This window comes from Thermocrinis minervae (genome assembly GCF_900142435.1).
In the GTDB taxonomy this organism is placed as follows: Bacteria; Aquificota; Aquificia; order Aquificales; family Aquificaceae; genus Thermocrinis_A; species Thermocrinis_A minervae.
Map to the genome: position 1 here is coordinate 521982 of NZ_LT670846.1, position 19707 is coordinate 541688.

At 45.6% G+C, this 19707-nt stretch carries 20 protein-coding genes, 1 tRNA gene and 1 pseudogene; 6 read left to right on the plus strand and 16 right to left on the minus strand.

What is annotated here, in order from left to right; translation table 11 throughout:
* Nucleotides 1-93: 93 nt before the first annotated feature.
* Genes rfaD through B5444_RS02935 form a run of 11 tightly spaced genes read right to left on the minus strand, consistent with a single transcriptional unit; the run spans nucleotide 94 to nucleotide 8351 of the window.
* Nucleotides 94-1017, minus strand: a complete 924-nt coding sequence (gene rfaD, locus B5444_RS02885; protein ID WP_079653745.1) for an ADP-glyceromanno-heptose 6-epimerase — start codon at nucleotides 1015-1017, stop codon at nucleotides 94-96.
* A complete protein-coding gene (gene yidC, locus B5444_RS02890) occupies nucleotides 1014-2516 on the minus strand; it encodes a membrane protein insertase YidC (protein ID WP_079653746.1) in 1503 nt (500 codons plus the stop codon). The genes rfaD and yidC overlap by 4 nt, the downstream gene beginning before the upstream one ends.
* Nucleotides 2516-2722, minus strand: a complete 207-nt coding sequence (yidD, locus tag B5444_RS02895; protein ID WP_079653747.1) for a membrane protein insertion efficiency factor YidD — start codon at nucleotides 2720-2722, stop codon at nucleotides 2516-2518. The genes yidC and yidD overlap by 1 nt, the downstream gene beginning before the upstream one ends.
* Nucleotides 2722-2865, minus strand: a complete 144-nt coding sequence (rpmH, locus tag B5444_RS02900; RefSeq protein WP_079653748.1) for a 50S ribosomal protein L34 — start codon at nucleotides 2863-2865, stop codon at nucleotides 2722-2724. The genes yidD and rpmH overlap by 1 nt, the downstream gene beginning before the upstream one ends.
* 37 nt (nucleotides 2866-2902) lie before the next feature.
* Nucleotides 2903-3214, minus strand: a complete 312-nt coding sequence (atpE, locus tag B5444_RS02905) for an ATP synthase F0 subunit C (RefSeq protein ID WP_079653749.1) — start codon at nucleotides 3212-3214, stop codon at nucleotides 2903-2905.
* Between the two features lie 12 nt (nucleotides 3215-3226).
* Nucleotides 3227-3889, minus strand: a complete 663-nt coding sequence (atpB, locus tag B5444_RS02910; RefSeq protein WP_079653750.1) for a F0F1 ATP synthase subunit A — start codon at nucleotides 3887-3889, stop codon at nucleotides 3227-3229.
* Nucleotides 3890-3916: 27 nt separating this feature from the next.
* A complete protein-coding gene (locus tag B5444_RS02915) occupies nucleotides 3917-4768 on the minus strand; it encodes an Hsp33 family molecular chaperone HslO (protein ID WP_079653751.1) in 852 nt (283 codons plus the stop codon).
* Nucleotides 4769-4785: 17 nt separating this feature from the next.
* Nucleotides 4786-6168, minus strand: a complete 1383-nt coding sequence (locus B5444_RS02920; protein WP_079653752.1) for a TldD/PmbA family protein — start codon at nucleotides 6166-6168, stop codon at nucleotides 4786-4788.
* Nucleotides 6149-6997, minus strand: a complete 849-nt coding sequence (gene accD / locus B5444_RS02925; protein WP_079653753.1) for an acetyl-CoA carboxylase, carboxyltransferase subunit beta — start codon at nucleotides 6995-6997, stop codon at nucleotides 6149-6151. The genes B5444_RS02920 and accD overlap by 20 nt, the downstream gene beginning before the upstream one ends.
* Nucleotides 6998-7026: 29 nt before the next feature.
* Nucleotides 7027-8001 (minus strand): ABC transporter permease, encoded by a 975-nt coding sequence (locus B5444_RS02930; protein ID WP_079653754.1) that lies wholly within the window; start codon nucleotides 7999-8001, stop codon nucleotides 7027-7029.
* On the minus strand, nucleotides 8001-8351 hold the full coding sequence (locus B5444_RS02935) for a hypothetical protein (protein WP_079653755.1): 351 nt from the start codon (nucleotides 8349-8351) through the stop codon (nucleotides 8001-8003). The genes B5444_RS02930 and B5444_RS02935 overlap by 1 nt, the downstream gene beginning before the upstream one ends.
* 23 nt (nucleotides 8352-8374) lie before the next feature.
* Here B5444_RS02935 and thrS point away from each other — a divergent pair, with 23 nt between their 5' ends.
* The 5 genes and pseudogenes from thrS to B5444_RS02960 all read left to right on the plus strand — a co-directional run bounded on the left by thrS (nucleotide 8375) and on the right by B5444_RS02960 (nucleotide 11727).
* Entirely contained in the window at nucleotides 8375-10303 is a 1929-nt protein-coding gene (gene thrS / locus B5444_RS02940) for a threonine--tRNA ligase (RefSeq protein WP_079653756.1), read from the plus strand.
* Nucleotides 10281-10919: a lysophospholipid acyltransferase family protein gene (locus tag B5444_RS02945; protein WP_079653757.1), complete on the plus strand. Its 639-nt coding sequence runs from the start codon at nucleotides 10281-10283 to the stop codon at nucleotides 10917-10919. Before thrS ends, B5444_RS02945 begins: the two co-directional genes overlap by 23 nt.
* Nucleotides 10898-11305: a molybdopterin-guanine dinucleotide biosynthesis protein B gene (locus B5444_RS02950; RefSeq protein WP_079653758.1), complete on the plus strand. Its 408-nt coding sequence runs from the start codon at nucleotides 10898-10900 to the stop codon at nucleotides 11303-11305. The genes B5444_RS02945 and B5444_RS02950 overlap by 22 nt, the downstream gene beginning before the upstream one ends.
* 88 nt (nucleotides 11306-11393) lie before the next feature.
* Nucleotides 11394-11582: pseudogene (locus B5444_RS02955) on the plus strand (hypothetical protein); the annotation flags it as partial.
* 45 nt (nucleotides 11583-11627) lie between these two features.
* Nucleotides 11628-11727 (plus strand) — tRNA-Sec (locus B5444_RS02960).
* On the opposite strand, the gene B5444_RS02965 is transcribed toward B5444_RS02960, so the two are convergent.
* From B5444_RS02965 to lysA, 3 genes are read right to left on the minus strand one after another with little or no spacing between them, the layout of a single operon-like run.
* The gene (locus B5444_RS02965; protein WP_079653759.1) at nucleotides 11714-12364 is read right to left on the minus strand and encodes a ComF family protein; all 651 of its coding nucleotides are present in this window, start codon (nucleotides 12362-12364) and stop codon (nucleotides 11714-11716) included. The two genes, B5444_RS02960 and B5444_RS02965, sit on opposite strands and share 14 nt — an antisense overlap.
* Nucleotides 12365-12375: 11 nt before the next feature.
* Nucleotides 12376-13635, minus strand: a complete 1260-nt coding sequence (rimO, locus tag B5444_RS02970; RefSeq protein WP_079653760.1) for a 30S ribosomal protein S12 methylthiotransferase RimO — start codon at nucleotides 13633-13635, stop codon at nucleotides 12376-12378.
* Nucleotides 13632-14891, minus strand: a complete 1260-nt coding sequence (gene lysA, locus B5444_RS02975) for a diaminopimelate decarboxylase (protein ID WP_079653761.1) — start codon at nucleotides 14889-14891, stop codon at nucleotides 13632-13634. The genes rimO and lysA overlap by 4 nt, the downstream gene beginning before the upstream one ends.
* A gap of 28 nt (nucleotides 14892-14919) precedes the next feature.
* Between lysA and B5444_RS02980 the strand changes: the two genes are divergently transcribed.
* On the plus strand, nucleotides 14920-17376 hold the full coding sequence (locus tag B5444_RS02980; protein WP_154021726.1) for a CBS domain-containing protein: 2457 nt from the start codon (nucleotides 14920-14922) through the stop codon (nucleotides 17374-17376).
* On the opposite strand, the gene B5444_RS02985 is transcribed toward B5444_RS02980, so the two are convergent.
* Both B5444_RS02985 and B5444_RS02990 read right to left on the minus strand, forming a co-directional pair.
* Nucleotides 17360-18592 (minus strand): ABC transporter permease, encoded by a 1233-nt coding sequence (locus B5444_RS02985; RefSeq protein ID WP_079653763.1) that lies wholly within the window; start codon nucleotides 18590-18592, stop codon nucleotides 17360-17362. The genes B5444_RS02980 and B5444_RS02985 overlap by 17 nt on opposite strands.
* Nucleotides 18589-19701, minus strand: a complete 1113-nt coding sequence (locus B5444_RS02990) for an efflux RND transporter periplasmic adaptor subunit (protein ID WP_079653764.1) — start codon at nucleotides 19699-19701, stop codon at nucleotides 18589-18591. The genes B5444_RS02985 and B5444_RS02990 overlap by 4 nt, the downstream gene beginning before the upstream one ends.
* Nucleotides 19702-19707 lie beyond the last annotated feature (6 nt).

A 19707-nucleotide genomic window follows, 5' to 3' on the forward strand; every position in this document is an offset into this window, starting at 1 on the left:
GACTGTGTTTCAACACAGCCAGGCTGGGGTATTTGTATCCCGCCTTTTCAAGGCTGGTCCTCCCCAGCGGGCGGTATTGGACCAGCCTAATTATTATAATCCTTGTAAAAACTTTACATACTCCTCTATGCCTTCTTCTAAGGAGTACTCTGGGCTGTAGCCTAGTATTTCTCTAGCTTTGCTTATGTCTGCTTGGGTATAGTTCTGGTAAAAGTCATACGGACAGTCTATATACTCAGGTTCTATGTTTTTGCCCAATAGTCCGTTTATTATCTGTACTATCTCGTTGAAGCTTCTCGCTTGGGAACTACCCACGTTGAAGACTCCGGATACATCCTTCTCCATGGCTAGTAGGTTGGCTTTGACCACATCCTTTATGTAGACAAAGTCCCTTCTTTGCTCTCCCCACTTGAAGAGCTTTGGCCTTTTGTCCTGTTTTATCTGGAGGTAGATCTGGTAAACCATGCTTGCCGTCTTACCTTTAAAGCTCTCACCAGGGCCATAGACGTTAAAGTACCTAAGACCTATTACTTTCAAGTCTGGATATTCCTGCACGAAGTTTAGGGCTATCTGATCCATTATGAGCTTAGAAAATCCGTATACGTTCTCTGGAGTTAATCCTCTGTCTTCTCTCATGGGTGGTGATGAGTTGCCATAAACTCCCGCTGAGGAAGCATAGATCACCTTTGCCTTCCACTTTAAAGCACAGTTCAGTACGTACCTAAGACTGTCTGAGTTTGTCTTCATCATCAAAAACTGATCTTGGACAGTGGTGTCCGTTATGGCGGCTTCGTGGAATATTACATCGAACTGGAAGTTTTTTTCAATGTACTCCCACAGCTCTGGGTCCTTTATGTCACCTGTGATTACCTCACCCTTAAAGCCTATGAGGTTCTTAAAGTGTCCAGAGGAGAAGTTGTCTAGTACATAAACCTTTGCTGTTGGATAGAGTTTGTTTATCTCTTTTGCGATGTTTGAACCTATAAAGCCAGCCCCACCTGTTACTAAAACCCTCATTTTTTCCTCTTAGTTTTCTCCTTGGTCATCTTACCTTTATCTTTAAGGATGTACTTCTTTATAAAGTAGCTTTGACCTATGTTGAGGATGTTGTTGAAAGTCCAGTAGAGTACCAAGCCTGATGGAAAGCTGGCAAAGAGGAAAGTAAATATAACAGAGGAGACATACATCATCACGTTCTGGCTTTTGTCAGGGTTTGGACTTATGAACTGCTGTCCTATCATGGTTAGCCCCATGAGTATGGGGAGGATGTAGTAGGGATCCTTTTGAGCCAGGCTGGGTATCCACAGTAAGGAGGCTAGCTGCAGGTCTGCTGTGATTATAAGGACCTTGTACAGAGCAAAGAATACTGGGATCTGAAAGAGTATGGGCAGGCATCCTGAAAGAGGGTTAAAGCCAGCTTCTGAGTAGAGCTTCATGATCTCTTCCTGCATTTTTACTGGGTCGTTTTTGTACTTTTCCCTTATCTCTTGCATCTTGGGTGCTAGTTCTGAGAGTTTCATCATGGAAATTGTGCTCTTATAAGTCAGAGGTATCATAAACACTCTGACTATGAGTGTAAGAACAAGTATGGACACTACCCAAGAGTGTAAATGTTCATAGATAAAGTACATGAACACAAAGAGGGGCTTTACTATCCACTTTAGCATACCCCAGTCTATAACGTCCACAAGGCCTATATCCTTTATCCTTGTGTATTCTTTTGCACCTGCATAGAAATAGATAGGTTCTTTGTATCTTACTGCTACAAAAGTATCTTTACCATCCACATTGTATACTGCAACGGTGTCAATCTTGCCAGAAAAACCTTTAAAGTAGTACCTGTTTTCTTCACCAGCAAAGCTTATGCTACCTTGGAATATCTCCTTTCCTTTCACATCCTCTGTGGAGATTCTGATCACTTTACCATCTAGGTTTAGCACTGGACCAGCGTGTGTATAAAAGCTGTCCTCTTTACTTAGGTTTCCGGCAAGTACATACAAGGGTGATGTTATACCTTCTACTTGAAGAGTAAGCTTGAAGTACGAACCCATGTAGGAGAGAGTTTTGACTACTCTAACCTGCTCATCCTTATACTCTAGCCTTATGGAGTTTCCTTGCTGCTGCAGCTGGTAGGGGGAAAAGTTTAGCTTAAAGTCTAATTCTGGGTTTCCGGTGAACACCTCGAGTGGGTATACGTTTAGCTTTTTCTCCAACTCAGATACAAGCTGATGATTGTACTTTTTGTCCCAGATGCTTACGATCTTTCCACCTTCTTGGGCTACGGAGACTTTGAAGTTTTGAAAGTCAAACTCTTGTACATTCTTTGGTGGTTGACCTTCTCTAGTAGTTCCTAGAAGGAGGTTGGGTGCTTCAGTCTTCTCTTGTCTTGTTTGCTCTGGCTTTCGTGTCTCCTTGGGAGAAAAGAATAGGGTGTAAGTTTGTAAAGCAAACATCATCAAAAGGACTAAAAGGGCAAATAGGAATATCCTTTTTGCATCCAGGTCTTTGTTTTCCATCAGGGATAGTCAACGCCTCCTTTTGCTAGAGGATGACATCTGAGCACACGCTTTATAGCCTTGTACATACCCTTAAAAGCGCCGTACTTTTCTACAGCCATTATGGCGTACTCAGAACAAGAGGGATAATACCTGCAAGAAGGAGGATAAAAGGGCGATACAAAAAGCCTCCACAATCTTAAGAAAAGGATAAGAGGTTTCTTCATCAGGGTGTTAGTCTGTGTCTGCCCTTCTTCCTTCTTCTCTTTATGATCTTCCTACCGCTTTTAGTAGACATGCGGGCTAAAAAACCACTCTTCCTTTTCCTTTTTAGGTTAGAGATGTGAGTTATGTTCCTGGCGCTTGCCATGGGTTCCTCCTTTTAAAAAAGCAGGGGAGAAACCCCCTTACTTTACAAACAGTAATATTATAGCGACGAGTAGAGCATACAAGGCTAGCGTTTCTATGAAAGCAAGGCCTATGAACATTATGGTCTGCAACCTACCACCTATGGTTGGGTTCCTGGCTACACCTTCCTGTGTACCCCTAACAGCATGGCCCATACCTATACCTGTACCCAGAGCTGCGAGACCTATGGCTAGGCCTGCACCCAGGTACATGAGCCCTTCTTTGAGGGTATTGCCTGCGTTTCCAGGCTCCTGAGCCATTGCCAAACCGCTAAGCAGCAATAGACCCATAAGGCTTAGAAGTCTTTTCATCTTTCAACCTCCTTAGTGATGTTCTTCATGGACAACTGCACCTGCGAGGTATACTACCGAAAGTATCATGAATATGTATGACTGTATGAACACAGCCAAAAACTTTATAGCTATTATAAATAGCAGCAAAAGTGGTGATACAGCCATTATAAGGTAGTTTTTGATAACCAAGCTTACTAACACTAATAGGAGTAGAGCTCCACCTTTCATGTTGGCGAAAAGCCTTAAGGTTAGAGTTATAGGCCTTGCCAGGTGTGAAATCACTTCTATCACAAAAAAGACGGGAGCAAGGTAGACGTTTGGTCCCATGAAATGCTTAAGGTAGCCTATACCATGGTGTCTAAAACCTTCAAAGTTGTAAAAAAGGAAGACGAGTAAAGCCAAAGCCAAGTTTGTGTTTACGTTAGCTGTTGGAGCTTCTAAACCTGGCACCATGCCGAGAAGGTTAGAAAAGAAGACAAAAAGTCCTATACTTGCTATCAAAGGTACATAACTTAATCCTTCCTCTCCTATGTTTTCCAGTATCATACTCCTGACAAACCTGAGGTACCCTTCCCAGATGGCTTGAAATTTAGTAGGCCTTATGGAAGGTTTGCCAGCCATCAGTATAAGAGCTAGGGATATTCCCATAGCTACTATACCCAGGTAGACATGCGTGTAGCTTATGCTTTCCATGGCATCTAAAATTATAGCAGAAGTTGCTTATATTTGAGAAAACCTGTAGACCTTGCCACAGAATTTACATACTACTTCAGCTGGACCTTCCTTGAGTATCTCAGAGAGTTCCTCTTCTGAGAGTAAAAGAAGGCTGGCCTTGGCTATATCTTCGTTGCACGGACAGTAATACTCTATTTCCTTTAGTCCTAAGATTCTTGGTTCCATACCTTTAAGAAGCTCTACACTTATGTCCTCTGGCCTCTTGTTTACAAGCTCTTCCATGGGAGGTAAGAAGGCTGCCCTTGAACTTATGAGCTCCTTAGCCTCTTGGGTTGCTCCTCCCATCACCTGGACCATGTATCCACCGGCAAAGCTTACCCTTCCTCCTTCGTCGAAGAGTACAGCCATGTCCGTATAGGTCTCTAGCTGTTCTGATTGGTAAAAGTAGTAGTTTAGAGCTTCTTTTAGGTTTGTACTCACCAGCGGTACTATGCTTGTGTATGGTACTCCCAGGCGTAGTTCTTTGACTACCATGAGGGTTCCATCAGGGTACCGGGGAATATCTCCTTCTATAAAACCTCTTACTCTACCCTTTGCATCTGCTTCAGCTACTACGACACCGTCGGCGTGTTCTACTTTAAAGAGTACCTTCTGGTCTGTGGCATGCTTTAGCAAGGACGTAAGCATAAGGGCACATATTAGGGCCTCTCCGAGGACTTTAGCTTTATCCTTGTCCAGGTTGTGTATGTTCTGAGCTGTTTTTACTGTGTTAGTTGCACGTAGGGTGTATACTCTTATGGGTTCGTACCTTGGTACGGCTATGACCATGTAGTCCTTGTTTTGGAAGTACTCCTTTATTTCGGCCTGAGTTTGGGTATCTAATTCCTTGAAGAGCATAATTTTCTAATTTAAGCCTAGACTTGTGTTCCACCAAGGAGGAGGTTCCTTATCCTTATTGTGGGTTGGGCGTCCGTTACGGGTACACCCTGACCCTCCTTACCGCACGTGCCTATGGACCATCCTAGGTCATAACCAACGGCGTCCACATCCATAAGGGCCTTGGGACCGTTTCCCATAAGAACCGCAGACCTTATGGGATGTGTAATCTGACCGTTTTCTATCAGGTACCCCTCCATTATCTCAAAGACGAAATCTCCTGTTACCGTGTTGACCTCGCCTCCACCCATCTTTACTACCAACACACCTTTCTTGGTACTTTTTATTATGTCCTCGGGATTTTCTTTACCAGGTGCTATAAAGGTGTTGGTCATCCTCACCATGGGTATGTGCATGAAGCTCTGTCTTCTTCCATTGCCGGTGGATTCTTTACCATCTTTCATCGCGCTCAATCTGTCGTACATGTAGCCTACGAGGTAACCTTTGTCTATGAGTACAGTCCTCTGGGCTGGTACTCCTTCATCGTCTACAGTAAAAGAGCCGTTGTGTCCTGGAAGAGTAGCATCGTCTACCACGGTGACTAGCTCACTGGCTACTTTCTGCCCAAGCTTGTCCTTATAAACGGAGAGGCCCTTTTGCACAAGATCTGCTTCAAGACCGTGACCAACTGCCTCGTGTATCATAGTCCCACCAGCTTGAGCAGACATAACCACGGTAAAGTTTCCTGCGGGAGCGGGCTTTGCAGAAAGCATCAGAACAGCCCTTGAAGCTGCTTTCTTGGCCACTTGTTCCGGTGGTGTCCTTTCAAAGATTTCAAAACCACCCATACCACCTAAGGACTCATAACCCCTTTGTAGTATTTGGCCATCGCTTGCCACTACCTCCACAAAGAACACTACCCTCTTTTGGGTGTCCTCAGCGAGCTGTCCGAGAGAGTTTATGATCATTACCTCTCTAGTTTTGTCCATAAGGACTACCTGCACTTGCTTTATCTTATCTGAGTAGCTTCTAGCTGCATCGTTTGCTCTTTTAAGTATTTCCTCTCTGTATCTTAGATCCACAAGGTCTATGTCTATTAGGCAGTCTGTCCGACCTAGGATATACTTCTTTCCTATGGCTACAGGACCGTGTCCTGAACCACCAGCTAGAGCTTTGGCTATCTCAAGGAGGTTCTCGTAAGTTGGTTCTGTGGTGTATCCGTAATAGGTCTTATTGTCTTTTATGAGTCTTATGCCTACGCCTTCCTCGACACCCCATAGTACTCTGTCTATCCTGTTGTCTTCTAAGTGCATCCTGCACGTTCTGGATCTTTCGTAGAAGATCTCTCCGTAAGTTCCTCCCTTAGAAAGCAAGTTTGAGAGTATGTATCCTGCTTTTTCCTTAAGCATATCCTTTACCATCTTTGGCCTTCCTCCAAAAGGTACTCATCTTTAAAAGTCTGTGTAGTGTGCTTTTAAGCTGCCTCCTGTCTATTACCATGTCCACCATACCCTTTTTTAGTAAGAATTCGGCCCTTTGAAAACCTTCTGGAAGCTGTTGCTTTATGGTCTGCTCTATCACTCTTGGACCTGCAAAGCCTATAAGAGCTTTTGGTTCGGCTATTATTATGTCCCCCAAGAAGGCAAAGCTGGCAGAGACTCCGCCCATGGTAGGATCAGTAAGCACCGTTATGTAAGGAACTCCAGAGTTGTTAAGAAAGCCGACGGCCATAGATGTCCTTGCCATCTGCATGAGGGATATTATCCCCTCCTGCATGCGCGCACCACCAGATGTTATGACGCTTATTAAGGGTATGCCCTCTTTTACTGCCAACAGACATGCCCTGTAGAACCTTTCTCCCACCACAGAACCCATACTTCCTCCTATGAACTCAAAGTCCATGACTGTCAGGATAATTTCCTGATCTACAAGGCTGCCTCTTGCCACTACCATAGCCTCTGTAAGCTTGGTCTGTTCTTGAGCTTGCTTTAATCTGTCCTTGTAGGGTTTTGTATCTTTGAACTTTAGAGGATCATCTGGTAGGACGTTTTCAAAGAGTACCTCGTAAGTACCGTCCAGAAGGCTTGATATCCTCTCAAAAGCACCCATCTGGAAATGGTAGCCACAGTTGGGGCACACTTTCAGGTTCTTCTGTAGCTCTGGGATATACAGGATGGTTTTACAGTCAGGACACTTGGTCCATAGACTTTCCTGCTGAGGTTTTCTCCTAAACCTGTCTAGTATACCCATAAGACCTACAGCCTGAAATTATAGCAGAATTAGATTCTGACCTCCCTTTCCCTTACTCTTGGGTCTATCCACGCTAGGAGAAGGTCAGCTATGAGATTTCCTACTATGAGCATGAGGGTACCTATGTAGAGTCCACCCATCACCAAATACAGGTCTTGAGAGAGGACGGCGTTTAGCATCAAGGAGCCAAGACCAGGCCAATCTAGAACTATCTCTACCAACGCTGCACCAGAAAGAAGACCGGCTATCTCAAAACCTATCAAAGTGGTAAACGGATTGAGTACATTCTTTATGGCATGCTTTATGAGCACCCATTGGGAGACTCCCTTGGCTTTTAGCATTACCACTACGGGGCTGTTCAAAAACTCTATGACGCTGCTTCTTACTAACCTTAAAAGCCCTGCTGTTGATATGAGTGTAAGTGTCAAGACAGGCAATGCCATATGCCTTAGTATGTCTACAACTTTACCTACGGTAGAAAGGTTATCGTAGTTGGGGCTTTTTATGCCACCTACGGGTAGGATTCCTGTCTTGGCACTCAGAAGTATGAGTAAGAAAGCAAGGAAAAAGGAAGGGACAGACATAAAGGTGTAAGAGAAGAGCCTTATAAGCTTGTCTAGAAGACTCCCCTCCTTCATGCCTGCCACAAAGCCTAGGAAGAAGGCAAAAAACCAGGATAGGATGGCGGAACTTACTGTAAGCAGGAGCGTGTTTCCTATCCTCTCCTTTATAAGATCTGCTACTGGGGCGTGGTACTGAAAAGAGTAACCAAGGTCAAAGAGGATAGCAGACTTGAGCCATTTTAGATACTGAAGGATGATAGGTTGGTCCAATCCGTACTGCTTTTTTAGCATCTCTATGGTTTGAGGAGACACCTGTGGGTTTAGTTTAAGCTGATCCAGGTAGTCTCCGGGTGCAAGCTTTATAAGAAGGAAGGAGAGAAAGGTAACACCTACTACCGTAGGTATGGCCTGAAGAAGTCTAAAGAACAAGAATCTAAACATCAGAAGTAATTAGCTATATAATGTTTAGTGGTTGAAAAGTACCTCTCTATCTCATCCTTATGCTTTTCTTTTACGTACCTTAGGAGTTTATAATGTTCCCATAGACCTATTAGGGGAAGTCGGCTTTTCTTCTCTATGAGGAAGAGTAAAGCTCCTACAAAGTCTCTTCTTGCCTCTTCCTTTAAATCAAAGTCTGGGTCTAGGAGGATCCTTAAGAGCATCTTGGCATCAAGGATGAGGTTCCTCACGTACTCCATGGTGGGTGGTATTTCAGACAGTCTACGCGTAAGCTTCTGCTTTAGCTCCTCCAAGGGTATATCCCTGTAGTACTCCTGGAGCTTTTTGTCCATAGAGTAGAATTATACTATCCATTATGGAAAAGGTAAGCTTGGAGTTCAATGGACAGACGTATGAGATAGACAAAGGAACGCTTGTAAGGGACTTCCTTTCCCAGGTGGGGGTACAGGATGCCCTTGGTATAAAGTTGAATGGTGAGGTCTTGGACCTTCAGACACCAATAAGGATATCGGGAAAGGTTAAGGTGATAACAAAACAGGATCCTGAAAGCTTAGAGATACTAAGGCATTCCCTCTCTCACATAATGGCGCAAGCTTTAAAGGAACTCTATGGAGATGATAAGGTACACCTAGGTGTGGGTCCTACTACTGAGGATGGCTTTTACTATGATGTGCAGGTAGAGGGTAAAACCATCTCGGAAGAAGACCTCCCAGTCATAGAGCAGAAGATGAGGGAGATAATCCAAAGAAACTATCCCATAGTGAGGGAGGAGTTAAGCAGGGAAGAAGCCATAGAGCTTTTCAAAAGGTTAAAAGAGATTTACAAGATAGAGCTTATAGAGAGGATAGAGAAGGACAAGGTTATCTCTGTCTACAGACAGGGGGAGTTCGTGGATCTGTGCAAGGGTCCGCACCTGCCCTCCACGGGCATGGCAGGAGCCTTCAAGCTAACCCATGTGTCCGGCGCTTACTGGATGGGTGACTCCTCAAGGCCTATGCTTCAAAGGATATATGGCATAGCCTACTGGAGCCAGGAAGACCTTCAGAAGAGGCTTGAATTCTTAGAAGAGGCAAAGAAAAGAGACCACAGGAAACTGGGCAAAGAGCTTGAGCTTTTTCTTATAGATGAAGACGTGGGGGGTGGCCTCGTTATATGGCTTCCCAAAGGCGGCATATACAGGAAAATCTTAGAAGACTACTGGAAGGAGGAACACTTAAAGAGAGGCTACCAACTCGTGTACACACCGCATGTAGGAAAGGCTAAACTCTGGGAGATAAGCGGGCACCTCGACTACTACAGACAGAACATGTTCCCAGAGATGAAGATGGAAAACGAAGAATATTTCGTAAAGCCAATGAACTGCCCCTTCCATATAACCATCTATAAGAGTAAGGTAAGGAGTTACAAGGAACTTCCTCTAAAGCTGGCAGAGCTTGGGACCGTATACAGGTACGAGATGTCTGGAGTGCTGCACGGGCTTATGAGAGTAAGAGGTTTTACACAGGATGATGCTCATATATTCTGCACTAAGGAACAGGTGCAGGAGGTCATAAAGGAAACTTTGGAGTTTGCCATACAGATGCTCAAAAACTTCGGGTTTGAAGACTTTAAAGTTTACATCTCCACTAAGCCGGAGGATGCCATAGGCTCCGAAGAGCAGTGGCAGTTAGCAGAGAGCTCCCTTGTAGAAGCCGTTAAAGGTCTAGGTCTTGAGTACGAAATAGACGAAGGTGGTGGAGCTTTCTACGGTCCCAAGATAGACGTAAAGATCAAGGATGCTATAGGCAGGCTTTGGCAGTGCTCCACTATACAGTTTGACTTTAACCTACCCGAAAGATTTGATCTAGAGTACGTAGGATCTGACAACAGAAGATACAGACCCTACGTCATACACAGGGCCATACTAGGTTCCATAGAAAGGTTCACAGGCATCCTCCTCGAACACTATGCGGGACTTTTACCTCTTTGGTTAGCTCCTGTACAGGTGAGGATACTCACTGTGGCAGACAGACACATCCAGTACGCGAGGGAGATAAAGGATTATCTAACCTCCAAGGGGTTTAGAGTGGAACTAGATGAAAGAGAGGAGAGACTTGGAGCCAAGATAAGGGAAGCAGAACTCCAAAAGATACCCTACATGGTCATAGTGGGAGACAAAGAGGTTCAAAGCAAATCCTTGTCTGTAAGGAGTAAGAAAGAAGGAGATTTAGGAAGCATGTCAGTAGAGGAGTTTGAAGAACATCTTAGGAGAGCTTTAGGGCATGGGGCAAGCGTGCCCACATAGTTTTTTCGCTAGAGCTTTCCTAAAGCCCTTCTGCCCTATAACTAAGAAGCTCTTTAGAAAGATCTTCAAGATAGAGGTATACGGTTTAGACAAGGTTCCGCGAGGATCCTGCATAGTGGCTTCCAACCACAGGAGCCACCTGGATCCACCTGTACTCAACTCCGTCTTTGATGAACCGCTCAGATTTTTGGCCAAGGAGGAACTCTTCAGGGTTCCCTTCTTGGGCCCTTTACTTCCCCACATGGGGGCTGTTCCCGTAAAAAGAGGTTCGGGCGATGTAGAAGTACTGGAGATATCCCTGGAGCTCCTCCGCAAAGGTTGTAAGGTATGTATCTTTCCAGAGGGTACGAGGGCAAACCCAGGCGAGTTTTTAAAGCCTAAGCTGGGGGTGGGCCTTCTTGCCGTAAAGAGCAGAAAGCCTGTCCTCCCCGTATACATACATGGTACGGATATGGTACTTCCTAGAGGAAAGAGCTTTCCATCGTTGGGACATCCTATAAAGGTGGTTATAGGTGAGCCTGTGGTCTATCACCACGAAGAGGAGAGTCCAAGGGTCTACAGACAGGTAGCTCAGGACATAATGGAGAGGATTAAATGCCTAAGCTCATCTTTGTGAGCGGATACCACAACAGCGGGAAGACCACCCTCATAGAGAAGCTCTCCCAGGAGCTGCAAAGGAGAGGCTACAGGGTTGGGTACGTCAAGCATGATCCAAAGGGTCACGCCAGGACGGATAAGGAAGGTTCGGACACCCACAGGATGTTCTCCATCCTTGACAGGGTATGCCTAATATCAAAGGACTTTGTAGTTCTCTGGGACAAAAGTACACCCGACCCTTTTAGGATAGTTGAGGAGTACTTTAGAGACTTTCACGTAGTCTTTTTAGAAGGTTGGAAGGATCTTAGGGGTGTAAAAAGGCTGGTGGTGGATGACATACCTTTAGAAGGGTTGAAAGTGAATAACCTTCCCTTTGAAGAAATCATCAAGTACATTTTGGAATAATTCAAAGGACCTTAATCAGGGACTTTATAAACTCACCCCAAATACCTATAAAACCCCTCTACAGACCACCTGGAGCCAAAGAGTGGAAGGAAATCTTATAAACAGATGCGAGAGCATAGTGAGGTACAACGAGGAGTATGTAAAGCACTTTACCAACGCACCGTACATAGTGAAAGACACGTACAACTTCGATCCAGAAACTGGACTCTTCTCAGGGTACTACCCAGGAAAAAGGAGCTACGATCAGAGCCTATGGCAGTATGAACTGGATGAAAGATGAGTATTCCAACTTCTTAGGCAGTTTTACTCTCGTACTTAGGTAGGGAGAGTATGGCGGACTGGTGTCGCCCCGGGACTTCAAATCCCGTGGAGGGTAGCTCTGGCTACTCCTCGGAGGGTTCGATTCCCTCACTCTCCCGCCACAAAAAAGCCATGAACCTCATCCGCACCTACGCAGAGTAAAAGTTCTGCAAGCCTGCTGACTGTAGTGCCCGTGGTTATAAGATCATCCACTACTAGTATCCTTTTACCCTCCACAAAGTCTATGATCTCTTTCTTAAGCCTGTACTCTTTAGCATATCTTTTTCTCTCTTCTTTGCCCTTTGCTAGGGCCATGGGTTTGGAAAGACCAACCCTCTCAAATAGCTGTAGAGCTGGCACCTGTGCTCCCTGTAGTATGGCCTTCACGTGGTTAAAGCCCCTGGACCAAAATCTTCTTATGTTTAAAGGTGGGTAGGTTATTACGTCTGGCCCTATCTCCTCTATGTACTCCCAAAGGTATGGTGCTATCCTTCTGCCAAGCTCATAAGCAAGAGTCTTGGAGTTTTCAAACTTTATAACCCTTATTACCTCCCTGAGTACCCCTTGGTAGAGACCAAACACTCTGTACGAAAAGAGATAAGGAATCCTCTTGTACTCGTACGGATGGAAGGGCTTTATGCTGTCAAGGCAGGGACTGCAGAAGTAACCCTGACTGAGGTTGTCTAAAGTACCACCGCAGTTTATACATCCCTCTTCCACTATTCCAAGCAGCCTCAGAGGTAGCTTTAAAAGGTCCATCAGTCTTTCTGTTAGCTCACGCGGGCTACAAGGTCATAATCTTTGACTTTGAGCACCTCAACCTCTACCATGTCTCCCTTCCTTAGCTCCCTTTCTGACTCTATGTAAATTACTCCGTCTACTTCTGGAGCATGCATGTAAGACCTTCCGATGGGTACAAGACCAAACTCCTGGTCAAAACCATCCACAAGAACCATCAGCCTCCTACCTACGAGCTCCTTTGCCTTCTTTTTGAAGATCTTTTTGGCCAGGGATGTGAGCTCTTTAAACCTCCTGTGCTTTTCCCTCTTGGGTACCTTATCTCCCAAGCTGTAGGCATGCGTTCCTTCTTCATGATAATACTCAAAGACTCCCACCCAGTGGAAGTGTCCCTCTTCAACTAACCTAAGTAGTTCTTGAAAGTCAGATTCTTCCTCCTCTGGGTAGCCTACTATAAAGGTTGTCCTAAGTACTGCGTTGGGTAGGTGTTTGTGGATCTTATCCAGAAGATCCATGATGTCCTTCTTTGTGTAGCCTCTTCTCATACTCTTTAGGACTTTGTCCGATACGTGTTGTAGGGGGATGTCCAGGTAGGGTAATACCTTCTGAGAGCTGGCCATAAAGGAAAGGAGATCCTCGTCCACGTCTGAAGGATACAGGTAGAGAAGCCTTATCCACTCTATTCCTTCTATCCTTTGAAGCCTTTCAAGGAGTTCCACTAGAGCTTTCCTGTGGTATAGATCCTTTCCATAGTAGCCTGTATCCTGGGAGACTATGCATAGCTCTTTAACACCCTTCCTGGCCAGGTTCTCAGCCTCCGAGACTATCTTCTCAATAGGTTTGGATCTGTGTCGCCCCCTTATCATAGGTATGGCACAGAAGGAACAGAGTCTGTTACATCCTTCGGCTATCTTTAGATAAGCGTAAGCACCGGGGGTGGTAAGGACTCTCTCGTAGGGCCTTTCTTCGAGATTGAGGTACCTGGCTATCTCCTCGTGGCTCTGTGTTCCAAAAAAGGCTTCTACTTCTGGAAGCTCTTTTTGTAGCTCTTCTTTGTACCTTTCTACCAGGCACCCCATTACTATAACCCTCTTGTTCTCAGCAAATTCCAGAATGGTCTGTATGCTTTCCAGTTTGGCAGGTTCTATAAAACCGCACGTGTTTATTATGATGAGGTCTGCCTCTTCTGCGTTGGACGTTATGTTTGCACCCCCAGCCAGAAGCCTGCCTATTAGGTTTTCTGTATCGACGAGATTCTTGGCGCAGCCCAAGTTTATGACGCCTATCTTCATACCCTTGCCTTTTCAAAAAGGTCTTCGTAGCTTTCCCTTTCTCTTATGACTCTGACCTGACCTTTTTCCACAAGCACTTCGCACGCTCTTGGTCTTGCGTTGTACTGAGAAGACATAGCAAAGCCGTAGGCACCAGCCGAGAGTACAGCCAAGTAGTCTCCTCTCTCTACCCTTTGTATCTCTCTGTCCAACGCTAGGAAGTCTCCCGTCTCGCATATGGGACCCACCACGTCTGCCTTTAGGTAACCTGTATCCTTGTAAACCACAGGCACTATGTGGTGATAAGCTTCGTACATGGCAGGCCTTACAAGGTCATTCATACCTGCGTCCACTATGATGAAGTGTTTGTGTCCTTTGTCTTTAAGGAACTGTACTTGGGTTATCAGAAGGCCTGCATTCCCTACTATGGACCTTCCTGGTTCAAGCACGAGTCTAGCTCTCACTCCCTTAAGGATAGGACCTATGGCCTGAGCCAGGTCCGAGGGATGAGGAGCTGCCTGCTCCGGTTTGTACTTTATGCCAAGACCCCCACCTACGTCCAGATACTGGATGTTAAAGCCTTTATTCTCTAGGTACTCGTAGAGTTCTACTACTTTCTGAACAGCTTCTATGTAAGGTGATATGTCCAGTATCTGAGAGCCTATGTGACAGTGTATGCCTACAACCTCTATGTTTTTAAGGCTTCTGGCATACTCGTATACCTCTTTCGCAGTCTTTATGTCCACTCCAAACTTGCTCTTCTTCATCCCCGTTGATATGTAAGGGTGGGTCTTTGGGTCTACGTCTGGGTTTACCCTTATGGCTACTCTTGCCTTCCTTCCTAACCTCCCAGCTAGCTCATTCAGTACGTCAAGCTCCATGAGAGACTCTACGTTGAACATAAGGATATCTTCCCTTAGAGCGTATTCAAGCTCTTGGATAGTCTTCCCCACACCCGCGTACACTATCTTCTTAGGGTCCATGCCAGCCAGTAGGCAGGCGTGTAGCTCTCCCCCCGATACTATGTCAGCACCAGCACCTTCTTCTTTGGCTATCTGTATTATGTGAGGGTTGAAGTTGGCCTTTACCGCATAGCACACGAGGGCTTCTGGGAAGGCCTTCCTGTATTCTCTTATCCTGTCCCTTATGTAGCTTGCGCTGTAGACGTACAGAGGGGTCCCGTACTCTTGGGCAAGCTCCTTTAGAGAAACACCTTCCATGTAAAGCTCACCATCTTTATACTCCAAATAGGGGTTGTACTCCTTCAGAAGCTCCATAGTCCAACTATTTTAAGCTATTTATGTGATGAAGGTAGTGGTATTAGAAGAAGGGGCAGACTTGGACGCTCTGGCTTCCGCTTTTGGTGTGACCCTCCTGTTTGAAGATGCATACGTCTACGTGCCTTCTAAACTCTCCTACAGGGCATCGCAGGCCTATAAGATATTTTCCGACATCATAAGAAAGACGGACAAGCTACCCGAGGAGTTTGAGCTTGTTCTTGTAGACTCTCACAACGTGGAAGACTACCTAGGACTCTATAGGATAAAAAAGGTTTACATCTACGATCACCATCCAAAGGCGCCCAAGGATTTTGATGGAAAGGTAGAGCCTGTGGGAAGCACCACTACGCTGGTGGTAGAAGAGTTGATGAAGAGGGGGATTTCCTTGTTTTCTAAGGAGGCTACCCTCTTAGCCCTGGGTATCTATGAGGATACGGGAAGCCTCACCTACGAAGGTACTACACAGAGGGACGTGAAAGCCCTTGAGTGGCTCTTCGGCTTTGGGGTGGACCTTAAGCTCATAAAGAGCATATTACACAGGCGCGTGAGTCTTCAAGATCTTCGTTTCCTATCGGAAAGCGTAGAGTCCATAGAAGAGCTATACCTAAACGGCAAGAGAATAGTCATCTTGGTCTTTAAGGCGGAGGAGTACAGGGAAGGTCTGTTGGAGGATGTCTACAGGCTCAGAGAGGTTGAGGACTCTGATGCCTTCTTCGTGATAGTCCAAGCAGGGGACAAGGTGTACCTTTTTGGAAGATCCATAAGAGGCTCCTTTGATGTGGCCCAGGTTCTGGAAAAGCTAGGTGGTGGTGGACACGAATATGCCAGTGCTCTAAAGCTACATCATGTTTCTGCCGAAAGGGTAAGGTCTTTACTTGTCAAACTCCTTAAAGGTGAGCACGTTCCACTACGTGTGAAGGATGTGATGAGCTATCCACCTTTTGTCCTGCATAAGGACACTTCTGTGAAAGATGCTGTGAGCGAGCTCTCCCAGAGAAACTTCGCCGGCTGCCCTGTGGTAGACGATGAAGGCAAGGTGGTGGGAGTGGTCTACAAGAAGAACCTCCTTAAGGTCCTAAAAAGATATCAGGAAGACCCTATAGGGAACTTTATGGTGGAAGAGGTACACACCCTCAAGGAAGATGACCTCATTTGGAAGGCCGAGGAGATCCTCTCCAGCTTTGGAGAGAAACTCATACCGGTAGTGGATGACAGCGGTGCGCCTGTGGGTGTAGTCACAAGGTTTGACATACTTAGGATCCTAAAGGAGCATACCTATCCACAGAAGGCACATATAAAAACTTTGAAGCTTCCCAAGAACATAGAAAGCCTGTGTAGGGAAATAGGATCACTTGCCGAGAGGATGGGATACAAGGCTTATTTGGTGGGTGGTGTGGTGAGGGATATGCTCATGAACAAGGAAGTTTGGGATTTGGATGTGGTAGTAGAGGGCAATGCTATAGAGCTTGCTGGAGAGCTCGCCAGGATCCATGGCGTGGATCTCCATCCCTTCCCAGAGTTTGGAACAGCACACCTTAAGATAGACTCCATAAAGCTTGAGTTTGCCACCACCAGGAGGGAGACCTATCCGCATCCAGGAGCTTACCCGTTAGTAGAGTTTGCATCTTTAAGGGAGGACCTTTTAAGGAGGGACTTTACCATAAACGCCATGGCCGTTTCCTTGATGTCTGAAGACTTTGGTACTCTTATAGACTACTTTGGTGGTCTAAGAGACCTAAAGGATAAGCTGATCAGAGTTCTGCACCCACTATCCTTCGTGGAAGACCCTGTAAGAATACTTAGGGCTCTAAGGTTTGCAGGCAGGCTTGGCTTTAGGCTTTCAAAGAGTACAGAAAAACTGTTGATAAAAGCAGTAGAGTTAGGCCTTTTGAAGGAAGCTCCACAAGGCAGGATCTTCTCTGAGATAAGGCTAGCACTAAGGGAAGAAAACCTTCCGGAGATAATAAAGCTTTACAAAAAGTACCGTGTGCTGGAGAGTTTATTTGAAGGCTTCAGCTGGGACGATCAGCTGGAGAGAAGGTTGAAAGGTCTAAGGTCCGTTATAGAATGGCACAGGATAGAATTTCCTCAAGAACGTCTAGACTACGGGTGGCTTTACCTCATGCTCCTTCTCCTAAGGGTAGACGCAGCTGGCTACATGAATTTCCTTAACGCACCTTCGTGGGTAAGGCAGGGGTATACCTTCCTCAAGAAGGATCTAGACAGACTGCTTGGAGACTTAAAGAAGGCCCAAAAACCCTCGGAGGTTTACAGACTCCTTAAAGGTAAGCATCTTTCTGTACTCCTCCTGCTTATGAGTTTCCCAGAGGTTCAAGACAGAGTAAAGCTTTACCTTGAGAAGCTAAGACATGTTAAGGTGGACCCAAGGGAGTTTTCTGGACTCTCTGGACCAGACTTGGGTAAAGCCATGGAGGAAAAGAAGAGCCAACTTATGGACAGCCTCTTTAGCCTGAACTCCTGAATATGTCTACCGGGTTTACCTTGCTAGCCCTGTAGGAAGGATAAAGACTTGCAAGCAACGAAAAGATAAAGGAGGAGATGAACCCATAGACAAAGTACATGGGATCCCTATCCAGTATGAAGCCTTTGGTTCTTATTAGGCCCTCCACTTCAAGCTCCACGGAGGAAAGATACTCCTGAAGCAAGAAGCCTCCCAAACATCCGATCAATCCTCCCACGATGCCTATAAGGGTTCCCACCAGCAGAAATATGAGGGTTATGTCCTTTGTTGAGTAACCCATGGCCATGAGTATGGCTATGTCTCTTCTCTTTTCCAGCACGCTCATCATTATTATGTTGAATATGCCAAAGGCTGACACGGTGAGTATAGCAAAGACTATCATGTAGGTGATGAGATTCTGTATCTTAAAGATCTGCAAGAAGTTTACGTAGGCCCTCTGCCAGCTTTCCACTTGGTAGTTTACCTCCTTTGCTATCATCCTGGCTAGGCTCTCGGCTTTATTCACGTCCTTTATCCTTACCACTATCTCGTTCACCTCGTTGGGTCTGTCTGTTAAAGCTTGGAGAGTTTTTATGTTCACATAGACCCTTGAGTTGTCTATGTTGGTTATACCAGAGTTAAAGAAGTCTTGAACCCTAAGAAGGGTAGTCTTTCCGTTAGGAGTAACAAGGATCACTTTCTTACCAAGGTCTTCTATGCCAAGGTCTCTAGCTACCAACTTTCCAAGTATTATTCCATCCTTGTTGGTGCTGAGCGAGTGGAGCCTTTTGTTCTCCAAAAACCTCTCTACGACCGTTGCCCGCCTTTCGTACTCTGGATCTATGCCTATTATGTTCACTGGCTTCTCCTTTACTCCGTACTTTAGCACACCCCTCACTACCAGGTGTGGGGCTACACCTATCACCTCTTGCATACCTTCTAGCTCCCTCATTAGCTCAAACCATCCGTTTATCCTGTCCTCTTCCTTTGGTTTGCTTCCATAGACCTCCACAAACCCTTCTACTATCCTACTAATCCTTAGGTCTTCCTTAGGTTTTATGCTTATGTGAGGTTCTAGATCTATAACCTGGTTTACGAAGTAATGCTGAAAGCCAAACATAAGAGATGTCATTACCACGAAAGCAGTCACACCTATGGCCACGCCAAGGATGGAGACCAGGGTTTGCCTTTTTCTTTCCGTAAGTAGTTTAAAAGAGACAAAGAGGATGTGTATCATGGTAGGAGTATCTTATCGCCTGGCTTTAGACCTTCAAGCACTTCATAGTACCTATCCTCCACCATGTGGCCTACCTTGACGGGTACCCTTACCACCCTTATGCCTTCGTCCTTGAGCACATAGCCGTCCTTGTAAGCTTCTCTTGGTATAAGTAGAGCCTTTTTTTCCTCAACGAATACATTGGCCTCTACTGTGGCGTTGGCTGGGGTATCGGGTGGAAGGTTTGCCTCCACCTTTACTCTAAAGGTTCTCCTGCTTTTGTCTATGCTCCTATTCACCAGGACGAGCCTGCCTTCAAAGGTCTTGCCTGGAAAGGCATCAAGCTTTATGAACACCCTTTGCCCTTCCCTTAGAAGACTCATGTACTCCTCATCTACGTCCAGCCACACCTCCATCTTTTTTATATCGCCTATTTCAAACATCCTGTTGTCGGATACAGAGTTTACGTAGTCGCCTGGGTTTACGTACTTTGCCAGGATGTATCCCTCCGTAGGACTCCTTACTGTGTATTTTCTGATGTCCTCTTGGAGGGCTTTCTCTTGAGCAAGGAGTTCTCTCCTTTCTGTCGTGAGGGCGCTTATGTTGTCCTGGTAGGAGCTCTTTGCCCTTTCGTAAGATCTTAGTGCTGCTGTATAGCTCCTTTCGGCCTCCTCCATCTGTTCCTTTGGTATGAGACCCTGCTTGTATAGCTCTTTCCTCCTCTCGTAGTAGCTTTTTAGCTTCTGTACATTCTCCTCAAGATTTTGAATCTCCTCCTCAAGGCTTTTCCTGTAGGGTGAGCCTTCTTTTAATCTCTCTTCGACTAACAGTCGTCTCTCCCTTAGAGCCCTTAACTGCTCTCTTAAGGTTGAGCTATCTATGGTGGCCAAAACCTGGCCTCTTTTTACAAAGTCACCCTCTTTAACGTAGACATCTTTCACTACTCCCGAAACTTCAGACTTTACGATCACATAATTTTCTGGTCTTGTGTAGCCTGAGGCATAGACCATTACCTTTATCACTCTTTCTTGGACTGTGTAGTGTTTGTCTGTTTCTCTAAGCTTGTGGATGATACCAAGGACTAAGAGTACAGCTAGAGGGATGGGGAGAAGGTAGATAAGCCTTTTCATGTCTTC

What these genes read in the sequence shown, in the direction of transcription:
- rpmH (WP_079653748.1), bottom strand. Translation starts at nt 2,865, where the DNA reads ATGGCAAGCGCCAGGAACATAACTCACATCTCTAACCTAAAAAGGAAA.
- B5444_RS02980 (WP_154021726.1), top strand. Translation starts at nt 14,920, where the DNA reads ATGAAGGTAGTGGTATTAGAAGAAGGGGCAGACTTGGACGCTCTGGCT.
- atpE (WP_079653749.1), bottom strand. Translation starts at nt 3,214, where the DNA reads ATGAAAAGACTTCTAAGCCTTATGGGTCTATTGCTGCTTAGCGGTTTG.
- B5444_RS02915 (WP_079653751.1), bottom strand. Translation starts at nt 4,768, where the DNA reads ATGCTCTTCAAGGAATTAGATACCCAAACTCAGGCCGAAATAAAGGAG.
- lysA (WP_079653761.1), bottom strand. Translation starts at nt 14,891, where the DNA reads ATGGAGCTTCTGAAGGAGTACAACCCCTATTTGGAGTATAAAGATGGT.
- accD (WP_079653753.1), bottom strand. Translation starts at nt 6,997, where the DNA reads ATGGGTATACTAGACAGGTTTAGGAGAAAACCTCAGCAGGAAAGTCTA.
- rimO (WP_079653760.1), bottom strand. Translation starts at nt 13,635, where the DNA reads ATGAAGATAGGCGTCATAAACTTGGGCTGCGCCAAGAATCTCGTCGAT.
- atpB (WP_079653750.1), bottom strand. Translation starts at nt 3,889, where the DNA reads ATGGAAAGCATAAGCTACACGCATGTCTACCTGGGTATAGTAGCTATG.
- B5444_RS02935 (WP_079653755.1), bottom strand. Translation starts at nt 8,351, where the DNA reads ATGGACAAAAAGCTCCAGGAGTACTACAGGGATATACCCTTGGAGGAG.
- rfaD (WP_079653745.1), bottom strand. Translation starts at nt 1,017, where the DNA reads ATGAGGGTTTTAGTAACAGGTGGGGCTGGCTTTATAGGTTCAAACATC.
- B5444_RS02985 (WP_079653763.1), bottom strand. Translation starts at nt 18,592, where the DNA reads ATGATACACATCCTCTTTGTCTCTTTTAAACTACTTACGGAAAGAAAA.
- B5444_RS02990 (WP_079653764.1), bottom strand. Translation starts at nt 19,701, where the DNA reads ATGAAAAGGCTTATCTACCTTCTCCCCATCCCTCTAGCTGTACTCTTA.
- B5444_RS02920 (WP_079653752.1), bottom strand. Translation starts at nt 6,168, where the DNA reads ATGGTAAAGGATATGCTTAAGGAAAAAGCAGGATACATACTCTCAAAC.
- yidC (WP_079653746.1), bottom strand. Translation starts at nt 2,516, where the DNA reads ATGGAAAACAAAGACCTGGATGCAAAAAGGATATTCCTATTTGCCCTT.
- B5444_RS02945 (WP_079653757.1), top strand. Translation starts at nt 10,281, where the DNA reads ATGGGGCAAGCGTGCCCACATAGTTTTTTCGCTAGAGCTTTCCTAAAG.
- thrS (WP_079653756.1), top strand. Translation starts at nt 8,375, where the DNA reads ATGGAAAAGGTAAGCTTGGAGTTCAATGGACAGACGTATGAGATAGAC.
- B5444_RS02950 (WP_079653758.1), top strand. Translation starts at nt 10,898, where the DNA reads ATGCCTAAGCTCATCTTTGTGAGCGGATACCACAACAGCGGGAAGACC.
- B5444_RS02930 (WP_079653754.1), bottom strand. Translation starts at nt 8,001, where the DNA reads ATGTTTAGATTCTTGTTCTTTAGACTTCTTCAGGCCATACCTACGGTA.
- B5444_RS02965 (WP_079653759.1), bottom strand. Translation starts at nt 12,364, where the DNA reads ATGGACCTTTTAAAGCTACCTCTGAGGCTGCTTGGAATAGTGGAAGAG.
- yidD (WP_079653747.1), bottom strand. Translation starts at nt 2,722, where the DNA reads ATGAAGAAACCTCTTATCCTTTTCTTAAGATTGTGGAGGCTTTTTGTA.